We start from the raw sequence: 21,667 nt of genomic DNA, 5'->3' as shown, positions 1-21,667 counted from the left end.
GTGTTCAGCGCGGCTGGGCGTCGAGCGCGGCGAGGGCGTCGGCGAGCTGGGCGCGGCCGCTGATGCCGAGCTTGGGATAGACGCGGTAGAGGTGCGAGCTGACGGTCCGGTGCGAGAGGAACAGCCGCTGGCCGATCTCCCGGTTGCTCAGCCCGGCCCCCGCCAGGATCGCGGTCTGCAGCTCCTGGGCGGTCAGCTGCTCGCCGGAGGGCACCGCCCGGCTCGCGCTCTCCTCGCCGGCCGCGCGCAGCTCCTCGCGCGCCAGCCGGGCCCAGGCGCCGGCGCCGAGCGCGTCGAAGCCGTCGCGCGCCGCCCGCAGGAGCCGGCGGGACTCCAGGATGTGCCGGCGCCGGCGCAGCCAGCTCCCGTGGGCGAGGTCGAGGCGGGCCCGGTGCACGGGCCACTGTCCGAGGTCCATGGCCAGGGCGGCGGCGAACGCCGGTCCGGCCTCCGGTTCGGGTGCCAGCACGGCCGTGGCGTACGCGAGGCAACGGTGCAGCATCGGGGAGGGCAGCCGGGCCGCCCGGTCCCGCGCCCGTCCGACGATCTCCCGCAGGTCGTCCTGGCGCCCCACGCGGACGGCGGCGTCGGCGAGGTCGGGCAGCGCCCACCCCGACAGGTCGAGGTGGTGGGCGGCGTCGGCCGGGTCGAAGAGGCGGACCAGGAGGTCGAACGCCTCGTCGTGCCGGCCGGCGGCGTTGGCGGCGACGCCGCGGGCGTGCTGCGCGGCCGCGGCGGCGAACCGCACCCCGGCGAGGAGCGGGCTGGCCAGCACCGCGTCGGCGAGCCGGGTCGCGGCGCCGGCGTTGCCGCTCATCGCCTCGTGCAGGGCCTGGCTCGCGCGGGCCGCGACGGTCCAGAACCGGTCGCCGGTCTCCGCCGCGAGCGCTTCGGCTTCCTCCAGGTCGGCGCGGACCGCGGGCCAGCGACCGAGCCACAGCCGGATGAGCCCGGTGGACGACAGCAGGCGGGCGAGGGGTGCGGGCCGCCCCCGGGCGCGGTATCCGGCGATGGCGGTGCTCAGGTAGGACGACGCGGTGACGAAGTCGCCGAGGATCAGGGCCGCGCCGCCGAGGTAGCGCATCCCGTCGATGTCGGACCGGTCGGGCACCAGGGCCGGTAGTTGCCGCAGCGTCGCGGCGCCGAACGCGTCGGGCTGCGCGTACGCCCCGATCGCCAGCGCCCGCGGATCGTCGGCGTCGAGGTCCATCTTGTCGAGGACCGCGGTGATCCGGGCGCCGACCTCCGCCGGCAGGCTCGCCCACCAGACGCGCGAGGACGCCCGCCAGCACAGCGCGGCCGCGACGCCGGTGTCGCCGGCCGCGTGGGCCTGCTCGGCGAGACCGCACAGCAGGTCGATCCGGCCGGTGTCCCGCACGTCCCCGGGCTCGACCACGTCACCGACCAGGGCCAGCCGGCCGCGGTCGACGACGTCGCAGGCCGCCGGGTCGGTCTTGGCGACCATCCGGGCGGCGAGGCCCCGGTCGTGCAGCTCCGCGGCGAGCTCGGCGGCCCGCAGCAGCAGCGCCGCGCGGCGGGCCGGGTCGTCGGTGAGCTCGGCCGCGCGGTCCAGGCCGGCCACGGCGACGCCGACCGCACCCCGCTCGACCGCCCGCCCCGCCGTCGCCTCCAGCTCGGCGCTCACCTCCTCGTCCGTGCCGAGCGTGGTGGCGCTGCGGTGCCAGGCCCGCCGGTCCGGGTCGGCGGTGGCCGCGTCGGCCAGGGCGCGGTGGACCGTCATCCGGGTGACGTCGTCGACGGCGCGGTAGACCGCCGCCCGCATCAGCGGATGCCGGAAGCGCAGCCGCCGCGCGTGGATCTGGAGCAGCCCCGCGTCGATGGCGGGTTGGATGCACCGGGTGTCGACCGCGTGGCCGGTCAGCGCGCCCGCGGCGGCCACCAGCGCCGGCGTCGGTGCGCCGGTGTCGGCGGAGAACGCGGCCACGAACGCGCGGGTCGGCTCGGGCAGCTGGGCGAACCGGTCCGCGAACGCGCTGTCCAGGCGTTCGTTGAGCGGCATCAGCTCCGTCGGGCTGTCCGGCGTGAGGCAGCCCGGCAGCTCGACCAGCGCCAGTGGGTTGCCCGCCGCCTCGGTCAGGATCCGCTCGCGCAGGCCCGGGTCGAGCGCGGGGGAGCGGTCGTGCAGGACCCGCCGGGCGGCCTCGTCGTCCAGCTCGCGCAGGTGCAGGTGGACGAGGCCCGTGCCGTCCAGCGGAGCCCGTGCCGCGATCAAGGCGGCCACCGGCTCGACCGTGAGGCGGCGGGCGACGAAGACGAGGACGTCGAGGGTCTCCGGGTCGAGCCAGTGCGCGTCCTCGGCGAGGATCAGCAGGGGTGCCTGGGCCGCGCGGTCGCCGAGGAGCTCCAGCACGGCGAGCCCGACGGTGAACCGGTCCGGTCTGGTGTCGCCCTGCCCGAACGCGCCCCGCAACGTCCGCCGCAGACGCGGCGTCAGCGCCCGCAGGTCGCCCAGCACCGGCGCGAGGAGCTGGTGCAGGCCGGCGAACGGCAACGCCGCTTCGGTCTCCGCGCCGTTCGTGGACAGCACCGCCATGCCCGCGGCGGTCCCGGCCTCGCGGGCCGCCGCGAGCAGCATCGTCTTCCCGATCCCCGGATCGCCGCGCACGACGAGCGCCGCGCCGCGATTGGCCCGGGCGTCCCGGAGCAGCCGTTCGACGGCGGCCAACTCGGCGTCCCGGCCGTGCATCGCGTGCGGGCCGGCAGGATCGATCATGACGGCCTCCCCACACACGGTGACAGCCGCAGGTTAGGAACGCCGGGGCGCGCGTCGCATCAACGGAGGTGCGTAGTCGATCCGGTCGACCACGTAGTCTCCGGCCACGTGGTGAGTAGTCTGCTGCGATGCTGCTTGGACGGGACACCGAGCTGGCGTCGCTGGCGGCGTCGGTCGCGCAGGTGCGCGCCGGGATGAGCCAGGTCGTCGTGCTCCGAGGCGAGGCCGGCATCGGCAAGACCGCGCTGATGGACGCGACCGCCGACCTGGCGACAGATCTGCGTGTCCTGCGGGTGGCCGGCGTCGAGGCCGAGTCGGAGTTCCCCTACGCGGCACTGCACCGCCTCCTCGTCGCCCAGGTCGACGCCTTCGCCGAGTTGCCGGACACGCAGCGCGACGCGTTGTCGGCGGCGTTCGGCATGGCTGACGGCCCCGCCGCCGACCGGTTCCTGGTGAGCCTCGCGGTGCTGTCGCTGCTGGCCACCGTCGCCTCCGGCGGCCCGCTGCTGTGCTGCGTCGACGACACGCAGTGGCTGGATCCGGAGTCGCTCAACGTGCTCGCGTTCGTGGCCCGGCGCGTACACGCCGAAGGGATCGGCCTGGTCTTCACCGTCCGGACCGGCACCGACGACGTCGCGGTGCTCGACGGCCTCCCGGTGCTGCCCGTCGAAGGGCTGCCGCAGCAGGACGCGCTCGACCTGTTGCGGTCGGTCGTCGACGGAACCCTCGACCTCAAGGTCGCACACCAGATCGCGGCCGCCACGCGCGGGAACCCGCTGGCGATCACCGACCTGTCCGGCTCGCTGACGGGCAACCAGCTCTCCGGTGCGCTCCTGTTGCCGGAACCGCTGCCGGTCGGGCACCGGCTCGAGGCGCACTACCTGCGGCAGATCGCCGGCTTTCCGGACCCGACCCAGCGGTGGCTGCTGATCGCCGCGACCGAGCCACAGGGCAACATCGGGTACGTCACCGCCGCGGCCGGGACGCAGGGCCTGCCTCCGGAGGCCGCCGACCCGGCCGAGCGGGCCCGGCTGGTGACCCTCGCCGGCACGGTGCGCTTCCGGCACCCGTTGGTGCGCTCGGCCGTCTACGGCGGCGCGACCAGCTCGCAGCGGCGGGCCGCGCATCGAGCGTTGGCCGAGGTGACGACCCGCACGAACGACGCGGACCGGCGCGCGTGGCACCGCGCCTCGGCGAGCCTCCAACCGGACGAAGCGGTCGCGGCCGACCTCGTCCGCGCCGCCGACCGCGCCGCGAGTCGCGGTGGTTACGCCGCCCGGGCCACCTTCCTGGCCCGCGCCGCCGAGCTCACCCCCGACGAGCGCCTGCGCGCGGAGCGGCTGCTCGCCGCCGCCGACGCCGCGTTGACCGCGGGCGCACCCAGCCAGGCGCACCGTTTGCTCGACGCCATCGACCCCGACCTGCTGGGGCCGACCGACCGGGGCAACCGGCTGATGCTGCGCGGTCGTGCCACGGTTTCGGTGGGCGGCGAACGCGCGATGGCCCGGGTGGTCGAGAGCTGTCTGGACGCGCACACGACACTGCGCGCCGCGGCACCGGAGCTGGCACGCGAGGCGCTGTTCGGCGCCGTGGACTTCGCACTGCGCGCGGAGCACCTGACCGAGGGCACCGACATGCGCGAGCTCGGCGCGGTCGCGCTGGCCTACGCCACCGGCGACACGCTGACCGACGAGCTGCTCGCCGGCTTCGGCACGCTCGTCACCTCCGGTTACCGCGCCTCGATCCCGGTGCTACGGAGTGCCTTCGCGCGCATCGCCGACAGCGAGCTGGACGAGGCGGAGCTGCTCGACCACTACCTCGTCGTCGTCACCACCTCGACCCGGCTGTGGGACGACGAGATCCGCGAAGCCGTCCTGCGCCGTTGCGCGGACGTCGCCCGGCGCACCGGAGCCCTGCACGTGCTCGAGACCGTGCTCTACTCGTGGTCGTTGCACGAGACGACGCTCGGTCGCCTCGACGCCGCGGACGAGCTGCTGCTGGAGGTGCGCGAGCTGCGCAGCGCGGTGGCCGACATGCCGGAGATGTGGGAGGTCTTCCGCAGCCCCGAGCAGGTCGCGTGGCGGGCGCCGCAGGACGCCCGGGAGCGCCTCGAGCGCGCCCACGCCGCGTCGACCTGGCTCGGCATCGGTGCGGCCGCCAACCTCTCCCGCGTCGGCCTGGTCACGCTCGAGCTCGCGGCGGGCAACTACGCCGAGGCCGCCGCCGTCGCGGACGCGCTGATCGACCAGGAGACCGCCGGCGAGTTCGGCCGGGTCCTGCCAGACCTAGTCGAGGCCGCCGCCCGGGCGGGCGACCGGCCCCTCGCCGAGCGGGCCCTGGCGCAGCTCACCGACCGGGCGACCGCCAGCGGCAGGCCGTGGGCGCTGGGCCTGTTGGACCGGTCCCGGGCGCTGCTGGCGCCGCCGGCCGACGCGGACGCGCTCTACCGGTCCGCACTGTCCACTTTGGGCGCCACCGCCGCGGTCGGTGACGTCGCCCGCGCCCACCTGCTGCACGGCGAGTGGCTGCGCCGGCAGAAACGGCGCAAGGACGCCCGGGAGGCGTTGCGGACCGCGCTGGCCATGTTCGAGGACATGGGCGCGCCGGGCTTCGCCGACCGGGCCCGGCAGGAACTGCACGCCACGGGCGAAACCACCCGGCAGCGCGGTCCGGACGCCGCCAACGGCCTCACCCCGCAGGAGGCCACGATCGCCGCGCTGGCCCGGGACGGGCTCACCAACCCGGAGATCGCCGAACGGCTGTTCATCAGCACGAGCACGGTCGACTACCACCTGCGCAAGGTCTTCCGGAAGCTGGCGATCGAGTCCCGCCGGCAGCTCGGCCGCGTGCTCTGATCCCCTATGGCCGCAGCAGGGCCTTGATCGCGCGGCGCTCGTCCATCGCCCGGTAGCCGTCGGCGGCCCGGTCCAACGGCAGGTCGAGGTCGAAGACCTTGCCCGGCTCGATCTCGCGCCGGACGATCAGGTCGACGAGGTCGGGCAGGAAACGACGGACCGGCGCGGGGCCGCCGTGCAGGTGGACCGCGGAGTAGAAGACCTCGTCGCCGGGCAGCGCGACGTCGTGTGCGACCCCGACGACGCCGACGTGGCCGCCGCTGCGGGTCGCGCGGATCGCCTGCATCATCGACTCCTGCGTGCCGACCGCCTCGATCACCGAGTGGGCGCCGAGCCCGCCGGTCAGCTCCCTGATCCTCGCCACCCCGTCGTCGCCGCGTTCGGTGACGATGTCGGTGGCGCCGAACTCCAACGCGAGCTTCTGCCGGGGCACGTGGCGGCTCATCGCGATGATCCGCTCGGCACCCAGGTGCCGAGCGGCGAGGACGCCGAGCAGACCGACGGCGCCGTCACCGACGACCGCGACGGTCCGGCCCGGGCCGGCCTGCGCGGCGACCGCGCCGAACCAGCCGGTGCCCAGCACGTCGGAAGCGGTCAGCAGGCTCGGGATCAGGTCGTCGTCCGGCAGCTCGGGGGTCGCGACGAGGGTGCCGTCGGCGAGCGGCACGCGCAGGTACTCGGCCTGCGCGCCGCCGGCGCCGACGTACTCCAGGTTGACGCAGCGGCTCGGGTAGCCGGCCCGGCAGATCTCGCAGGTGTTGTCCGAGGCGAAGAACGAGCCGACCACGAACTGCCCCGGCCTGATCGTGCGGACGTCGGCGCCGACCTCCTCGACGACGCCGACGTACTCGTGGCCCATCGGATGCGGGTCGCCGACCGGCTCGGCTCCGCGGTACTGCCACAGGTCGGAGCCGCACACGCAGGCCGCGGAGACGCGGATGACCGCGTCGGTCGGCTTGGCGACGGTGGGCCGTTCGCTTTCTTCGACGCGTACGTCACCCGGGGCGTAGATGACCACCTTGCGCATGTCATTTCTCCTTCGTGGGGTGTCCCGACCAGCAAAGCGGGCGAGGACGCCGGCAGACAGTGACTGGCGAAGCAGGTAATGACAGGACCTCTATGCGCCGGGAGCGACCGTCGTAGCGTGGGTGGCGTGGACACCAGGGACGACATCCGGGAGTTCCTGACCTCTCGACGGGCCAGGATCGCGCCGCAAGATGCCGGTCTGCCCGATTTCGGCGGCACCCGTCGGGTCGCCGGACTGCGCCGGGCCGAGGTGGCGATGCTCGCCGGGGTGAGCCCGGACTACTACACCCGGATGGAACGCGGCAACCTGTCCGGCGTCTCGGACAGCGTGCTGGACGCCCTGTCCCGGGCGCTGCGGCTCGACGACGCGGAGCGCTCGCACCTCTACGACCTGGCGCGTGCCGCGAACACCGCCACCCGCACCCGCCGCCGCCCGGCCAGGCAGCACGTGCGGCCCGGCACCCGGCATCTGCTGGACGCGATGACGGACGCGCCGGCGTTCGTGCGCAACGGCCGGCTCGACATCCTCGCCGTCAACCGGCTGGGCGAGGCGCTCTACTCGGTCGCCTTCGACCGGCCGGCCCGGCCGGTCAACCTGGCCCGGTTCTGCTTCCTCGACCCCAGCGCCGAGGACCTCTACCCCGACTGGGACGGAGCCGCCGACACGACCGTCGCGCTCCTGCGCACCGAGGCCGGTCGCGACCCGTACGACAAGGGCCTGACCGACCTCGTCGGCGAGCTGGCGACCCGCAGCGACGACTTCCGCACCCGGTGGGGCGCGCACAACGTCCGCCTCCACCACACGGGCGTCAAGCACTTCGACCACCCGATCGTCGGGCGGCTCGACCTCGGCTTCGAGGCCATGCCGATGCCCGCCGACCCAGGGCTCACCCTCACCGCCTACAGCGCCGAACCCGGCACCCCTGCCTCCGACGCGCTGCGCCTGCTGGCGAGCTGGGCGGCGACCGCCTCTTCCCCCCGATAGAAGGACTTCGTCACATGCATACGCGTACGCTCGGCGCCGGCCTCGAGGTCTCCGCCATCGGTTTCGGTGCGATGGGCATGAGCCAGAGCTACGGCCCCGGCCCCGACCGGGCCGCCAACATCGCCCTGCTGCGCGCCGCGGTCGATCGCGGCGTCACGTTCTTCGACACCGCCGAGGTGTACGGGCCGTTCGTCAACGAGGAACTCGTCGGTGAAGCCCTCGAACCCGTGCGCGACCAGGTCGTCATCGCGACCAAGTTCGGGTTCGCGTTCGACGCCGACGGCAGGCAGGCCGGCCTGTCGAGCCGCCCCGAGCACATCAGGCAGGTCGCCGACGCGTCGCTGCGGCGGCTGCGCACCGACCGCATCGACCTGTTCTACCAGCACCGCGTCAACCCCGACGTGCCCATCGAAGACGTCGCCGGCGCCGTCAAGGACCTCATCGCGGCGGGGAAGGTCAAGCACTTCGGCATGTCCGAGGCCGCCGCCGACACCGTCCGGCGCGCACACGCCGTGCAACCGGTCACCGCGCTGCAGAACGAGTACTCCCTGTGGTGGAACCGCCCCGAGGCGGAGATCCTGCCGCTCTGTGCCGAGCTCGGCATCGGCCTGGTGCCCTACAGCCCGCTGGGCAAGGGTTTCCTCACCGGCACGATCACAGTGGACACCGCGTTCACCGCCGGGGACATCCGCACCACCATCCCGCGCTTCGCGGCCGAGGCCCGCCAGGCCAACCAGGCCCTCGTCGACCTGCTCGGCACCGTCGCCGCCCGCACGAACGCCACCGTCGCCCAGGTCGCGCTGGCGTGGCTGCTCGCGCAGCGACCGTGGATCGTCCCGATCCCCGGCACCCGCCGCCTCGAGCGCCTGGAGGAGAACATCGGCGCGGCCGGCGTCGCGCTCAGCGCCGACGACCTGCGGCACATCGACGCCGCCGCGGCCGGGATCGACGTGCAGGGCGCCCGCTATCCGGAGCATCTGGAACGCCTCACCAATCTGTGACCCCGCCGGTGTAGGCGAGGAGGAAATCCGTCGCCGGCACCGCGAACGCCAGCGCGACGACCGCGAGCCGTGGGATCGACGGCTGCCGGGCGAGGAACGCGTACACGGCGACCAGCACGGGAGCGGCGACGGTCTGCAGCAGCCACGAATCGCGTACGACGAAGACGTCCAGGTGGCAGCAGGCCAGCCAGATCGCGTTCGCGGTGGCCCACAGGGCGAGTCCGGTGCGGTAGCACGCGTCCGCGCTCCAGCGCACGGCCGAGGTGGCGTAGCCGGCCGCGCGGTCGGCCTGCCGGTCCAGGACCGTCGTGGGCAGGTACAGCGCCGCGGCCAGAAGGACGCCGAGCACCGCGAGAACGGGCGGATAGTCGGCGGCGGGACGGTGCAGCGACCATCCGGCGAGCGGCCCGAACACGCCGACGACGATCGCGTTGACGGCGACGTCGAAGCCGGGGCGGGCCTTGAGCCGGACCGGCGGGGCGCTGTAGAGCCAGCCGAGCAGCAGCACGATCGCGGTGCCCGCGACGAACGCCGGGCCGGCGACGGTCGCCGTCGCGACGGCCGCGGCGGCGCACCAGCCGGCGCACCGGCGCAGGTCCGCCGGTGTGAGCACACCGGTCACCAGCGGCGCGGAGGACTTGCGCGGGTTGCGCCGGTCGCTGGGCAGGTCGTGCAGGTCGTTGAGGGCGAACACCGTGGCCCACACGAGCGGACCGAGGACGATGGCGGCGGCGACGCTCGCCGGCACGGCACCGCGCGGTGGCAGCCACCCGCCGGTGGCCAGCACGGCGCCGAAGAGCGCGCCGGCCCAGCTGAGGGGCCAGAACCACGGCCGGGTCAGGCGCACGAGCGCCCAGGCCCGTGTTGTTTCCGATGGTGCCGCAACGGTGATCGCCATGCGACCGACGCTAGGAGCGCCGGCGGCGCCCGGCCTCACCTCGGAGAGGCAGCCTGATCCCCCGCGCGGGGGAGATCAGCCCGCGGGCGGTCCGAGCCGGCTGATCTCGTACCCGTCGGGATAGGACTTGGTGACGATGCCGTCCGCGAACAGGGCGACCGCGCGGGGCCGGTGGAAATGCCGGACGATCAGCGCGCGGCTCTTGAAGCCCAGGTGCAGGGCGGCCCGGACCGGCCACGCGGGTGGGCCGACCTTGGTGGCCGCCCGCAGGTGCGGGTCGTAGAGGGCGCTGACCATCGCGTTGCCGAGCGGGGCGAGCGAGCGGGGGAGGCGCTCGACCATGCGCATGCGGGTCGCCCGCTCGATGGCCGCCGCGTTGTCGTCGGGTCGCAGGTGCTCCCGGTCGTACGCGTCGAACCAGGCCTCCAGTTCGGACAGTGAGCGGGGCAGCCCGTCGACGCCCATCAGCTCGCCCAGGTCCCGGTAGAAGCCGTAGCTGGCCTCCCGTTCGTGGCAGCAGGGCTGGCGCCAGCCGTAGCGGTCGAGCCAGCGCATGGGCAGGATCGCGAGGCAGGCGAGCACGTAACGGAACTCGTCGGCCGGGACGTGCCGATAGGGCCGGTGGAGCTGGTTGATCCGCCGGATGGCGTCCCGGCTGCGCGGGTGGTCGAGGCCGTGCACCACGATCTCGTACATCAGCAGCCCGGTGTCGTCGAGCCGGCGCTGCGTGCGCCCGGTCAGCTCACCGGTCCCGACGAGGATCGCGGCGACCTCAGGCATCGAGAACGTCCGGATGAACGCGAGGTTGAGCCCCATCCGCATGTCCCACGGGAACTCGTGGCGCACGGTCGTCTGGTAGATGGCGACGTGGTCGCGGCGCGGATCGAGGGAACGGATGCGATCCAGGTGCGCGTACCGGCCTTTCATCGCACCGACCATACCGACCGTCAGCGTGCGCGCTGACCGGAGGTCCGCGTCGCGGTTGACGACGCCGCGGGGTGTGCCCGCTTACGGTTTCGGCTCGCCACTGTCCGTTCTCGTCGAAAGGTCGTCATGCATCACACGCTTCGCCGGTGGATGGCCGGGGTCAGCCTCGTCGCCGCGCCGCTGGTCTACGTCGCCGGGCTGGTCGTCGATCCGGCCCTGCGCGCGGGCGACGCCGCCGCGGGCGCCTACGGGCGCCATCCCGATCAGGTGTCGGTCAGCGCGGCCCTGCTGCACTGGAGCTGGGTCCTGCTCGTGCCCGGCATCGTCGGAATGATCCACCTGACCCGCCGGCGCGCCGTCGTCCTCGGCCACGTCGCCGGCGCGGTGGCCCTGCTGGGCGTCGTCAACTTCTCGGCGCTCATGCTCGGCGACTACTTCTACGCCCGGCTCGAGAGCGAGTTCGGCGCCGAACGCGGCAGCCGGATCGCCGACGAGGCGCTCGCCGGTGCCCAGTGGGGCTTCCAGATCCCCGGCTTCCTCGGGCTGCTCGGCGTGCTCCTGCTGGGTCTGGTCCTCGCCTTCGACCGCCAGGTCCCGTGGTGGGCGCCGCCGGCGATCCTGGTCGGCGTGCTCACCGGACCGATCTATCCGATCGGGATGGTCGCCGGCAGCCTGCTCTACGTCGCCGGCGCGGGCGTCATCGGCCTGCGGATGCTGCGGATGAGCGACCGCGAGTGGGAACACGGCGGTGACGGTGAACCCGCCGCCCGGACGGGAGCCGGCCTCGAAGGTGCCGCCGTGTAGGGCCGTCCGTTCGCGCATTCCCGCCAGCCCGTGCCCGTCTCCGGCCGCCGGCGTGCCCGCGCCGTCGTCGCTGACCTCGACACGCAGGGCGTCCCGGGCGTGGTCGACCGTGACCGTCACCGCGGTGGCGCCGGCGTGCTTGAGCGAGTTGGTCAGCGCCTCCTGCACGACGCGGTATGCGGCCAGGTCGACCGCCGGCGCCACCGGGCGGCCGGCGCCGGTGCGGACGACCCGGACGTCGAGCCCAACCTCGCGTACGGGCCCGGCGAGCGCGTCGAGCCGGTCGAGGCGGGCCGGGGCGGTGCCGTCGCGGAGCAGGCCGAGCATGATCCGCAGCTCCTCGACGGTCTCCCGGCCCGCCTGCTCGACACCGCGGAGCAGGTCGCGTTCCCGGTCACGGGCGGGATCGGTGCCGAGCAGGAGGCGCACGCCGCCGCTCTGCAGCGTCATCAGGCTGACGTTGTGCGAGATGACGTCGTGGAGCTCGCGGGCGATCCGGGCGCGTTCGGTGGTGGCGGCCAGCGCGGCCGCCTCGGCCATCCGCACCGTGCGCGCCGTCTGCCGGCGGAGCAGGACACCGCTGCCGTAGGCGACGCCCATGAAGATCGCGACGATCAGGCTCTCGGCGAGATCCTGGCCGGGCAGCGTCTGCAGCAACGCGTAGTCGGCGAGGACGGCCAGCACGGCGGCCGCCCGGACGCGCGGTCGCACGACCTCGCTGCCGACCGTGTGCACGAGGATGAGGTTGGAGTAGAACTGCCAGGCGGCGAGCGGGTAGTCCGCGTCCATCACGACCGCCCGCAGCAGCGTCGTCAGCGCGGTGAGCGCGACCAGCGCCCCGATCGGGACGCGGCGGCGCAGGACCAGCACGAGCCCGCCGGCTAACGCGCCCGCGGCGAGCAGGGTGGGGTGGTGGACGTGTCCGGGCCCCGGCCCCGCGCGGCCGTACGCCTCGACCGTGCCGGCGGCGGCCACCGCCACGGCCAACAGCACGTCGAGCCGCGACGGACGCCAGCCGCTCATCGTGCCCCGGGCTCGACGAGGCCCGACTCGTAGCCGTAGACCACCGCCTGCACCCGGTCCCGCAGGCCGAGCTTCTGGAAGATCCGACCCACGTGGGTACGCACGGTCGCCTCACCCACCCGCAGCCGCTCGCCGATCTCCGCGTTGGACAGCCCGCGCGCCATCAGCACCAGCACCTCGTGCTCGCGGCCGGTGAGCCGGTCGAGCCCGGGCGCCGGGCCGGGTGCGGGCCGGCCGGCGAAGCCGGCGATGACGCGCCCGGTGACGGCCGGGTCGATGAGCGCGTCGCCGGCCGCCACGGTCCGCACGGCGGCGACGAGCTGCTCGGGCGGCGAGACCTTCAGCAGGAAGCCGCTGACACCGAGCCGCAGGGCCGCGTACAGGTGCTCGTCGCTGTCGAACATGGTCAGCATGACGATCTTCGGCGGGTGCGGCCCGGTCAACAGGGTGCGGGCCGCCGCGAGACCGTCGACCCTCGGCATCGCGATGTCCATGACGAGGACGTCGGGGCGCAGCCGGCGTGCGAGGTCGACCGCCTCACGCCCGTCGGACGCCTCGCCCACCACGGTGATCGAGTCGGCCGCCGACGCCTCCACCACGAGCCGCAGACCGGCGCGGATCATCGCCTGGTCGTCGGCGATCAACAACCGGATCCGCTGCGTCATGGCCCGTAGGCTAACGAGCGCCCGCGGGTCAGCCTCGGCGCGGACAGGTCAGCCCCGCGGCGGACCCGATCCCGTCCGGCGGAGGCGGCGCCACAGCAGGTAGGCGGCGCCGAGGAGGGTGGCCACGACGAGGCTGTTGACGATGATCGGCCCGACGCCGCCGCGCTGCGGGTTTCCGGCGTCGCGGACCGTCAGGTCCGGCAGCAGGCCCGTGGCGAGGTGCAGGTCGAACACCATGCACGGCTGGGTGTGCAGCTCGCAGGTGCTGCCGGTGTCGAAACGGGACAGGGTGCGGCGGCTGGCGGTGGCCCGGTCGACCTCGGCCAGCGTGACGTGCTGCGCGTCGTCGACCGTCGCGACGACCATCGTGTCCGCCGAGCGCCAGCCGAGCAGTCTGGCCACGTCCGGGACCGCGGTGGGCGTCGAGTCGGCGTCGTCGAGGGGTACGAAGGAGACGTCGCCGGAGTCCCACAGGAACATGCCGTGGCCGGTGAACCCGCCCGTCGGGCCGTCGCCGACCCAGGGCACCGTGGCGAGGAACCGGCCGTCGGGCGACCAGCCGACCTCGGGCGCCAGTTCGCGTCCCGCGGCGATGTCCACGGTGTCGAACTCGGTTCCGTCGAGGCCGATCAGGCGCACCTGCTGGCCGACCTGCACGGCGAGCCGGCGGCTGTCGGGTGCGAACGCCGCCGTCCACGGCGGTTCCACCGAGGGCAGGTCGGTGCTGCTTCCGCTCGCGACGTCGAGGAGCCGCAGGGTGCCGTCGCGGGCCACCGCGGGCTCGACGACGTTCACGCTGCCGAACTCGCTGGTGTCGGTCAGGGGAGCGGCGCTGTAGGCGACGGAGCGGCCGTCGGGTGACCAGGCCAGCAGCCGCACGCCCACCGTGGCACCGAGCGGGATGGACCGGCGCTCTCCGGTCGCCAGGTCGACCAGGATCAGGTCGTCGGTGGCGCCCCGCTCGTCGCCGAGGAGGACGTGGGTGCCGTCGGGTGCGAGCAGCGCGGACGGCCGGTCGCGGTCCTCCATGGCGTCGACCCGGCGGTAGGTGTCGCGGTCCGCGCCGACGACCAGCGACTGGAACATGTTGAACAGCTCGCCGTTGCCGTAGCCGTACAGCGCGATCGCCCGGCCGGGAGGAGCGCCGGTGACCGAGCCGGTGAACGTCGAGTATCCGGCGGTCCGGTCCGGCACGCTCGGCCCTGCGACGGGGCCGGCGGTCCGGAGAGCACTTGGTGCGCTGCCCGCGACCATGAGCGCGAGCAGCAGCACGACGACCGACAAGGTCCACGACCGCCTGATGTGTTCCCGTACGTCCCGCAACCCAGCCTCCCGGAAGACCAAGAGTCTCTCAGGGCCGGATTCGGTTGTGGCGGCCGCTACGCGAGTTCGTAGCGCTCCGGGTTCTCCCGCCGTTCCTCCATCTGCTTCTCGGTCTCGTCCGGCTCGCCCCAGTCGCGGCGCGACCAGGGCAGGATGCCCCAGAACGTGACGAAGAACAGGCCCGTGAACACCGAGAGGACCAGCGCGGCCGGCGCCGGCAGGACGTAGTCGATGACGAGCAGGACCGACGCGACGATCGCGATGAACATGAAGAACAGGCCGCCGGTGGCGACCTTGTGCGCGTATCTCACCAGCTCGGGCTTGCGGCCCTGGCGGAACAGCGCGCGGTGGAAGGCGACCGGCGAGATGATCAGGGCGGCGGCGCACGCGGCGGCGATCAGGGCGACGACGTACACGTCCTTCTGGAAGGCCGTCGTGCGCGGGAAGCCGTTGCTGAACGGCAGCGTCAGCAGGAACGCGAACAGGATCTGCACGCCCGTCTGCGCCACCCGCAGCTCCTGCAGCAGGTCGCTGAAGTTGCGGTCCCACCGCTGCTTCTCGGTCTCCCGGCTCATGCCGCCCCTCCGCCGCGTGTCGTGCCCGTGTCGTGAAGTCCGCACACCTTTCCCGCGCCGCGCTCGGGTGAAACGTCCGGTGGGGGATCATGATGCGGTGCTGCCCGACGAACCCGACCTGCCGATCCGCCGTGTGCTGCCGGCGGTGCGCGCGGCGCTCGACGCCCGGGGCAGCGCCGTGCTGGTGGCACCGCCCGGCACCGGCAAGACCACCCTCGTGCCGCTGGACCTCGCCGGCCACGGGCGTGTGCTGGTCGCGGAGCCGCGCCGGCTGGCGACCCGCGCCGCCGCGCGGCGGATGGCGGCGCTGGTGGGTGAGCGGGTCGGCGGTCGGGTGGGTTACGCGGTCCGCGGCGACCGCAGGACCTCGGCGGACACGCGGGTCGAGGTGGTGACCACCGGGCTGCTGGTGCGCCGGCTGCAGCACGATCCGGCGCTCGACGGCGTCGACACCGTGATCCTCGACGAGTGCCACGAGCGGCACCTCGACTCCGACCTGGCGTTGGCGTTCTGCGTCGACGTGCGGGCCAACCTGCGGCCCGACCTGCGGCTGCTGGCCACGTCGGCGACCGCTGACACGGCCCGGCTCGCCGAGTTGCTGGGTGCGACCGTCACCGCCGACGACGCCCTGCACCCGGTCTCGGTGGTGTGGGCGCCGCCGGCGAAGGTCGACCCGCCGCACGGGCTGCGGGTGGATCCGCGGCTGCTGGACCACGTCGCCGCGACCACCCGGCGGGCGTTCCGCGAGCGGTCCGGTGACGTGCTGGTGTTCCTGCCCGGTGCGGGCGAGATCGCCTCGGTCGCGGAGCGGCTGCGTGACCTGCCGGTGCATCCCCTGCTGGGTCGGCAGGACGCGGCCGTGCAGGACGCGGTGCTGCGGCCGTCGCCGGACCGGCGGGTGGTGCTCGCGACGGCGGTGGCGGAGAGCAGCCTGACCGTTCCGGGTGTACGCGTCGTGGTCGACGCGGGTCTGGCGCGGGTGCCGCGGACCGACTACGCGCGGGGGCTCGGTGCGTTGGTGACCGTGCCCGTCTCGAAGGCCGCCGCGGAGCAGCGGGCCGGCCGGGCCGGGCGTGAGGGGCCCGGAACCGTCTATCGCTGCTGGTCCAAGGCGGCCCACGACCGGTTGCCGGCCCGGCCGGCGCCCGAGATCGAGGGGGCCGATCTGACCGGGTTCGCGCTCGACCTGGCGTTGTGGGGCGCGCCCGGTGGGGCGGGGCTTTCGTTGCCTGATCCGCCGCCGGCCGGGCCCATGGCGGTCGCGACGTCGACGTTGGTCGCGCTCGGTGCGGTCGACGACAGCGGTCGGGTGACGGCGCGTGGGCGGCGGATCGCCGGGGTGGGCACCCATCCGCGGCTCGCGCGGGCCCTGCTCGACGGTGCCGACGTGGTCGGAGCCGACCGGGCCGCCGAGGTGGTCGCGCTGCTCGATCGGGAGAGCGCCGGTGAGGATCTCGTCGCGGGCTGGCGGCGGGTGCGCGGTGACGGTGCCTTTCGGGAGGAGGCGCGCCGGTTGCGCGCGTCGCTGGACCGTCGGGGTGCGTCCGGGGCGCGGATGTCGGATGACCTCGCGGCCGGGCTGGTGGTCGGGTTGGCGTACCCGGAACGGTTGGCGAAGGCGCGGGGTGCGGGCGGGTCCGCGTACCTGATGAGCGGTGGGACCGCCGCTGAGCTCGCGCCGGGGTCTTCCCTGGCGGGCGTCGACTGGCTGGCCGTCGCGGCGGCCGACCGCCAGCCGGGTCGGGCATCGGCGCGGATCCGGTCGGCGGTGGCGATCGACGAGGCCACGGCGCGCGAGGCGGGTGCGGGGTTGTTGCGCACGGAGTCGTCGGTCGCCTGGTCGGGCGGCGACGTGGTGGCGGAGGAGGTCGAGCGGCTCGGCGCGGTCGTGCTGGTATCGCGTCCACTGTCGACGGTGCCGCCGTCGCTGATGGCGGCGGCGCTGCACGAGGGGCTGCGCCGTGAGGGGCTCGGGGTGTTGCGGTGGGACCGGGCGGCGGTCGCGTTGCGGCAACGGCTCGCGTTCGCGCGGGAGGCCCTGGGTGAGCCGTGGCCGGACGTGAGCGACGCGGCGCTGCTGGCCGGGGATTGGCTGGCACCCGACCTGGCCTCCGCGCGGCGGCGGGCGGACCTCGCCCGGATCGACGTCGCCGGTGCGTTGCGGCGGCTGCTGCCCTGGCAGGTGGCCGGGCGGTTGGACGCGGTCGCGCCCGAGCGGGTGGCCGGGCCGGGGGAGCGGCGGCTGCGGGTCGACTACGCCGATCCGGAAGCGCCGGTGGTCGCGCTCAAGGTCCAGGAGGCGTTCGGCTGGCGGACGACGCCGACCGTGGCGGAGGGTCGCGTACCCGTGCTGCTACACCTGCTCTCACCCGCCGGCCGGCCGGTGGCGGTGACGCGCGACCTCGAGTCCTTCTGGCGGACCGGCTATCCGCAGGTACGGGCGGAGCTGCGCGGCCGGTACCCGCGGCATGCCTGGCCGGTCGACCCTTCCGCCTGAGTAGACGCTGGGTTTTGTCGGTGGGTGGTGCGAAGATCGTCGTGCCGCTCTCCCAAGGAGGACCGCCAGTGTCGTCTGTCCTGTTGCGACGCGCCCTCACCGGTGTGGTTGCCGCGTTGACCGCCCTCGCGGTCGCCACCCCCGCCGCCGCCACCGGCGGCTCGACGATCGGCTCGCCGGGTCTCGGCGATCCCTACTTCCCGCTGGCCGGCAACGGCGGCTACGACGTGCGCCACTACGCGCTCGACCTCGACTACGTCCGCGCGACCAACTTCCTCGACGGCACCGCGGTGATCACCGCGCGGGCCACGCAAAACCTGACCCAGTTCGACCTCGACCTGCGCGGCTTCGAGATCAGCTCGCTGCGGGTCGACGGCGCGCCGGCCCGGTTCAGCCGCGACGGGCAGGAGCTGATCGTCAGCCCCAGGAAGATGCTGCGCGCCGGGCGCACGTTCACGGTGCGGGTCGACTACGCGGGCACGCCGACCGAGGTGATCGACCCCGACGGCAGCAGCGAGGGCTGGGTGCCCACCGAAGACGGCGCGTTCGTGGTCAACGAGCCGCAGGGCTCGCCGGGGTGGTACCCGGCCAACGACAACCCGCGCGACAAGGCGACGTTCGAGTTCACGGTGACGGTGCCCAAGGGCATCACCGCGATCGGCAACGGCAAGCTGATCTCCAAGCGCGACCACAAGGACAAGACGACGTGGCGCTGGCGGGAAGACTCGCCGATGGCGCCCTACCTCGCGACGGTCACCAACGGCGTGTTCGAGCTGCGGATCAGCAAGGTCGGCAAGATTCCGCTCTACCACGCGGTCGACCCGGTCGAGGTGCCCGAGGGCGCGTTCGAGCGGCTGGCGGCCGAGGCCGAGGTGATCACGTTCTTCGCGCAGCTCTACGGGCCCTACCCGTTCACCAGCGGCGGCGGGGTGGTCGACCACGCGCCCGAGGTCGGCTACGCGCTCGAGTCGCAGACGAAGTCGCAATACGACTCGACGCCGGGCGCCGGCACGGTCGTCCACGAGATCTCGCACCAGTGGTTCGGCAACAGCGTGAGCCTGACGGTCTGGCCGGACATCTGGCTCAACGAGGGCTTCGCGGCCTGGTCCGAGTGGATCTACGACGAGAAGCACGGCGGCGACACGGCGCAGCAGTCGTTCGAGGCGTCCTACGCCCGCCCGGCGACCAGCTCGTTCTGGAACCGCCCGCCGGCCAACGTGGGCGGCCCGCAGTTCATGTTCGGCAGCGCGGTCTACGACCGTGGCGCGATGACCCTGCAGGCGCTGCGGGTGAAGATCGGCGACAAGGCGTTCTTCGACCTGCTCCGAGACTGGTACGCCAAGAACCGCAACGGCAACGTCACCACGGCCGACTTCGTCCGACTGGCCGAGAAGCACGGCCGCCAGCAACTGGACGCGTTCTTCCAGACCTGGCTCTACCAGCCCGGCAAGCCGACGACCTGGTGACAGCGGCGCTGCCCGGGCTCCCACTGGCCCTGCCGGTCATCGCCGCGCCGATGGCCGGGGGCCCGGGCACACCGGCGTTGGCGATCGCCGCCGCCCGCGCCGGCGCGCTGGGTTTCGTCGCCGGCGGCTACCTGACACCCTCGGCGCTGGCTGCCGACGTCGCCACGGTCACCGCCGCCGGCGTCCCCTTCGGGGTGAACCTCTTCGCCCCGAACCCGATCCCGATCGACGCGGCGGCCTACGCCCGCTATGCGGCGCTGCTCGCGCCGGAGGCGTCGCGCCTGGGTGTCGCTCTGCCCACGGCGCCGCAGGAGGACGACGACGGCTGGCCCGCCAAGGTAGCCGTGCTCCGCGAGCGTCCGGTCCCGCTGATCAGCTTCACGTTCGGCCTGCCACCGGCCACGGACCTGACCCTGCTGCGCGCGACGGGCGCGGTCCTGGCGCAGACCGTGACCTCGGTGCCGGAGGCCCAGGCGGCCGCCGCGGCAGGGATCGACGTCCTGGTCGTGCAGTCCGCCGCCGCCGGCGGCCACTCGGGCACGTTCACACCGGACCGCCCGGTGCCGGCACTGCCGCTCGCGGACCTGGTCGCCGTGGTCCGGTCCGCGGTGCGGCTCCCGGTGGTGGCGGCCGGCGGCGTCGGCACCGCGGCCGACGTGACCGCGGCGCTGTCCGCGGGCGCGAGCCTGGTCGCGGTCGGCACGGCTCTGCTGCGCGCCAGCGAGGTGGGCACGACCCCGGCACATCGTGCGGCCCTGACAGACCCGGCCAGAACGACCACGGTGGTCACCCGCGCCTTCACGGGCCGCCCGGCCCGCGGCCTCCGCAACACGTTCACGGACCGCTACAGCGATGCGGCCCCACTGGGCTACCCGGCCCTGCACCACCTGACCCGCCCGATACGCCGCGCGGCCGCGGCGACCAACGACCCGGACCACCTCCACCTGTGGGCCGGCACCGCCTTCCACCACGCCTCCGACGACCCCGTGGCAACGATCCTCGCCCGGCTGTCCTCCACGGCCTGACCGCCCGGGCGGGCCCGCCGCCACGAGGTCGTCATGAGGCGCGCGGTCTCAGCAGGTGGCGAGCATGCCGTTCAGGGCCGACTTCTCGGCGCTGTCGACGGTGAGGCCGTAGTAGTACTTGACCTGGATCCAGGCCCGGGCGTAGGTGCACCGGAACGAGGACAGCGGCGGCTGCCAGGTGGCGGGGTCCTGGTCGCTCTTGGACTGGTTCACGTTGTCGGTGACGGCCCACAGCTCGGGACCGCCCAGGTCGTTGGCGTACGTCTGCCGGCGCGACGTCGTCCACGCCCAGGCGCCGGACGACCAGGCCTCGGCCAGCGGCACCATGTGGTCGATGTCGACGTCGGAGGCGGCGCTCCAGGTGGCACCGTCGTAGGGGCTGTACCAGCGGCCCGAGGTGGCCGCGCAGCTGCTGTCCACGACGACGCTGGTGCCGTCGCGCTTGAGCACCTGCTCACGGGTGTTGCAGCTGCCGGTGATGGTGATCCAGTGGGGGAACAGGTCGCGGTTGTAGGTCGAGTGGTGGGATTCGGCGGCGACGGTGAGCGAGTTGAGCCGGCTCAGCGCGGTGCTGTAGGACGGGATGTTCGGCGGGGTGGCCTGCGCGGGGCTGGCGACGAGGGTGACGGCGAGGGTGGCCACGGTGGTGGCCGCCACGGCGACGGCGGCCCTGAGGGTGCGGACCATCGGATCTCCTGACCTTTGTGGCCGCGGCCGGACGGGGGTTTCCGGGCTGGGACGCGGCGCACGTCGCATCGATGAAACCAGATGTGTGTGTCCAAGGTCCACAGCCGTCCGGCACAGAACCGTGAACGCCGTGTTAACGCGCGGCGGTGCTGCCGCGGACGACCAGGTGGGTGGCCAGCTCGATCCGGGTCGACTCCAGGCGCTCGCCGTTGACGATGCGCAGCAGGGTGCGGGCGGCCGCCACGCCCATCTCGTGCAGCGGCTGGCGGACGGTGGTCAGCGGTGGCGCGGTCCACTCGGCGAAGTTGAGGTCGTCGAAGCCGACCACGCTGACGTCGCCCGGTATGGTCAGCCCCGCCCGGCGCACCGCCTCGTAGACGCCCGTCGCCTGCTGGTCGCTGCCCGCGAAGATCGCCGTCGGCGGGTCCGGAAAGGCCAGCAGCGCCTGCGCGCCGCGCAGCCCGCCCTCGTGCATGAAGTTGCCGTACCGCACCAGGGCCCGGTCAGCGGGCACGCCGGCCGCCTCCAACGCCGCCCGGAAGCCGGCGATCCGCGCCCGCGTGCACTGCAACCGCTCCGGGCCGCCGATCGCGGCGATGCGGCGGTGGCCCAACGACGTCAGGTGCTCGGCCGCCGCGTAGCCGCCCGCGAAGTTCGTCGCGCCGATCGACGCCACCTCGGGCGGCGGCTGGCTCACGCCGTCGATCACCACGATCGGCAGGCCGCGCCGGTCCAGGTCCGCCTGCTGCCTGGCCGTCAGCTCCGAGAGCACCAGGATCGCGCCCAGCGAGCCGCGGCCCAGCGCCGAGTCGACCCACCGCCGGGTCAGCGACTGGCGATTGTGGACCGTCGAGACGACCAGGGCGTGGCCGGCCGCCTCGAGGACCTCCTCGACGCCCGACAGGATCTCCAGGCCCCAGACGCTGTCCAGGTCGTTGATCACCAGGTCGACGAGGTCGCTGCCCCGCCCGGCGCGGCGCACCGCGCGCGGGCGGCGGTAGCCGCGTTCCGCCAGCAGCCGCTCGACCCGGCTGCGGGTCGCCGCCGACACGTCCGTGTGTCCGTTGAGCACTTTGGACACCGTCGAGATCGCGACGTTGGCCTCCTTGGCGATCTCCGCCATGGTCGGTCGCCCGGTGCCTGCCATGAGTTTCGAAAACCTTCGATCCAAGGGGT

At 74.0% G+C, this 21,667-nt stretch carries 16 protein-coding genes; 6 read left to right on the top strand and 10 right to left on the bottom strand.

Translation table 11 applies throughout. The features are described 5' to 3' along the window. Nucleotides 1–4 precede the first annotated feature (4 nt). The gene (locus Air01nite_RS01120; RefSeq protein ID WP_203699844.1) at nt 5–2,734 is read right to left on the bottom strand and encodes an ATP-binding protein; all 2,730 of its coding nucleotides are present in this window, start codon (nt 2,732–2,734) and stop codon (nt 5–7) included. 128 nt (nt 2,735–2,862) lie between these two features. Here Air01nite_RS01120 and Air01nite_RS01115 point away from each other — a divergent pair, with 128 nt between their 5' ends. Then, a complete protein-coding gene (locus tag Air01nite_RS01115) occupies nt 2,863–5,589 on the top strand; it encodes an ATP-binding protein (RefSeq protein WP_203699843.1) in 2,727 nt (908 codons plus the stop codon). A 4-nt stretch (nt 5,590–5,593) separates the two neighbouring features. Here Air01nite_RS01115 and Air01nite_RS01110 read toward each other — a convergent pair whose 3' ends face one another. Continuing rightward, nucleotides 5,594–6,616: a zinc-dependent alcohol dehydrogenase family protein gene (locus Air01nite_RS01110; protein WP_203699842.1), complete on the bottom strand. Its 1,023-nt coding sequence runs from the start codon at nt 6,614–6,616 to the stop codon at nt 5,594–5,596. Nucleotides 6,617–6,742: 126 nt separating this feature from the next. Between Air01nite_RS01110 and Air01nite_RS01105 the strand changes: the two genes are divergently transcribed. Together Air01nite_RS01105 and Air01nite_RS01100 are read left to right on the top strand one after the other, a co-directional pair. Next, nucleotides 6,743–7,600 (top strand): helix-turn-helix transcriptional regulator, encoded by an 858-nt coding sequence (locus tag Air01nite_RS01105; RefSeq protein WP_203699841.1) that lies wholly within the window; start codon nt 6,743–6,745, stop codon nt 7,598–7,600. 14 nt (nt 7,601–7,614) lie between these two features. Then, entirely contained in the window at nt 7,615–8,601 is a 987-nt protein-coding gene (locus Air01nite_RS01100; RefSeq protein WP_203699840.1) for an aldo/keto reductase, read from the top strand. Here the strand turns inward: Air01nite_RS01100 and Air01nite_RS01095 are convergent. The 6 genes from Air01nite_RS01095 to Air01nite_RS01070 all read right to left on the bottom strand — a co-directional run bounded on the left by Air01nite_RS01095 (nt 8,588) and on the right by Air01nite_RS01070 (nt 14,816). Beyond that, nucleotides 8,588–9,499, bottom strand: a complete 912-nt coding sequence (locus Air01nite_RS01095; protein WP_203699839.1) for a UbiA prenyltransferase family protein — start codon at nt 9,497–9,499, stop codon at nt 8,588–8,590. The two genes, Air01nite_RS01100 and Air01nite_RS01095, sit on opposite strands and share 14 nt — an antisense overlap. 75 nt (nt 9,500–9,574) lie before the next feature. Continuing rightward, nucleotides 9,575–10,426, bottom strand: a complete 852-nt coding sequence (locus Air01nite_RS01090) for an oxygenase MpaB family protein (protein ID WP_203699838.1) — start codon at nt 10,424–10,426, stop codon at nt 9,575–9,577. An 81-nt stretch (nt 10,427–10,507) separates the two neighbouring features. Beyond that, nucleotides 10,508–12,253, bottom strand: coding sequence for a sensor histidine kinase (locus Air01nite_RS01085; protein ID WP_203699837.1), 1,746 nt, complete (start codon nt 12,251–12,253; stop codon nt 10,508–10,510). Beyond that, nucleotides 12,250–12,918, bottom strand: coding sequence for a response regulator (locus Air01nite_RS01080; protein ID WP_203699836.1), 669 nt, complete (start codon nt 12,916–12,918; stop codon nt 12,250–12,252). Before Air01nite_RS01080 ends, Air01nite_RS01085 begins: the two co-directional genes overlap by 4 nt. A gap of 48 nt (nt 12,919–12,966) precedes the next feature. After that, complete coding sequence (locus Air01nite_RS01075) at nt 12,967–14,241, bottom strand: WD40 repeat domain-containing protein (RefSeq protein WP_203699835.1); 1,275 nt, start codon at nt 14,239–14,241, stop codon at nt 12,967–12,969. Between the two features lie 56 nt (nt 14,242–14,297). Then, nucleotides 14,298–14,816 carry a DUF6328 family protein gene (locus Air01nite_RS01070; protein ID WP_203699834.1) on the bottom strand — a complete coding sequence of 173 codons (519 nt, stop codon included), beginning with the start codon at nt 14,814–14,816 and terminating at the stop codon, nt 14,298–14,300. A gap of 97 nt (nt 14,817–14,913) precedes the next feature. Here Air01nite_RS01070 and hrpB point away from each other — a divergent pair, with 97 nt between their 5' ends. The 3 genes from hrpB (at nt 14,914) to Air01nite_RS01055 (ending at nt 19,804) form a co-directional block, all read left to right on the top strand. After that, on the top strand, nt 14,914–17,313 hold the full coding sequence (gene hrpB / locus Air01nite_RS01065) for an ATP-dependent helicase HrpB (RefSeq protein ID WP_203699833.1): 2,400 nt from the start codon (nt 14,914–14,916) through the stop codon (nt 17,311–17,313). A gap of 68 nt (nt 17,314–17,381) precedes the next feature. Then, entirely contained in the window at nt 17,382–18,779 is a 1,398-nt protein-coding gene (locus Air01nite_RS01060) for a M1 family metallopeptidase (protein ID WP_203699832.1), read from the top strand. After that, the gene (locus tag Air01nite_RS01055) at nt 18,776–19,804 is read left to right on the top strand and encodes a nitronate monooxygenase (protein WP_239090411.1); all 1,029 of its coding nucleotides are present in this window, start codon (nt 18,776–18,778) and stop codon (nt 19,802–19,804) included. The genes Air01nite_RS01060 and Air01nite_RS01055 overlap by 4 nt, the downstream gene beginning before the upstream one ends. A 48-nt stretch (nt 19,805–19,852) precedes the next feature. Here Air01nite_RS01055 and Air01nite_RS01050 read toward each other — a convergent pair whose 3' ends face one another. Together Air01nite_RS01050 and Air01nite_RS01045 are read right to left on the bottom strand one after the other, a co-directional pair. Then, a complete protein-coding gene (locus tag Air01nite_RS01050) occupies nt 19,853–20,491 on the bottom strand; it encodes an HNH endonuclease family protein (RefSeq protein WP_203699831.1) in 639 nt (212 codons plus the stop codon). A gap of 133 nt (nt 20,492–20,624) precedes the next feature. After that, nucleotides 20,625–21,638 carry a LacI family DNA-binding transcriptional regulator gene (locus Air01nite_RS01045; RefSeq protein ID WP_203699830.1) on the bottom strand — a complete coding sequence of 338 codons (1,014 nt, stop codon included), beginning with the start codon at nt 21,636–21,638 and terminating at the stop codon, nt 20,625–20,627. Nucleotides 21,639–21,667 lie beyond the last annotated feature (29 nt).

The organism is Asanoa iriomotensis (genome assembly GCF_016862515.1).
Classification (GTDB): Bacteria; Actinomycetota; Actinomycetes; order Mycobacteriales; family Micromonosporaceae; genus Asanoa; species Asanoa iriomotensis.
This window is presented reverse-complemented; position numbering and strand designations above follow the sequence as displayed.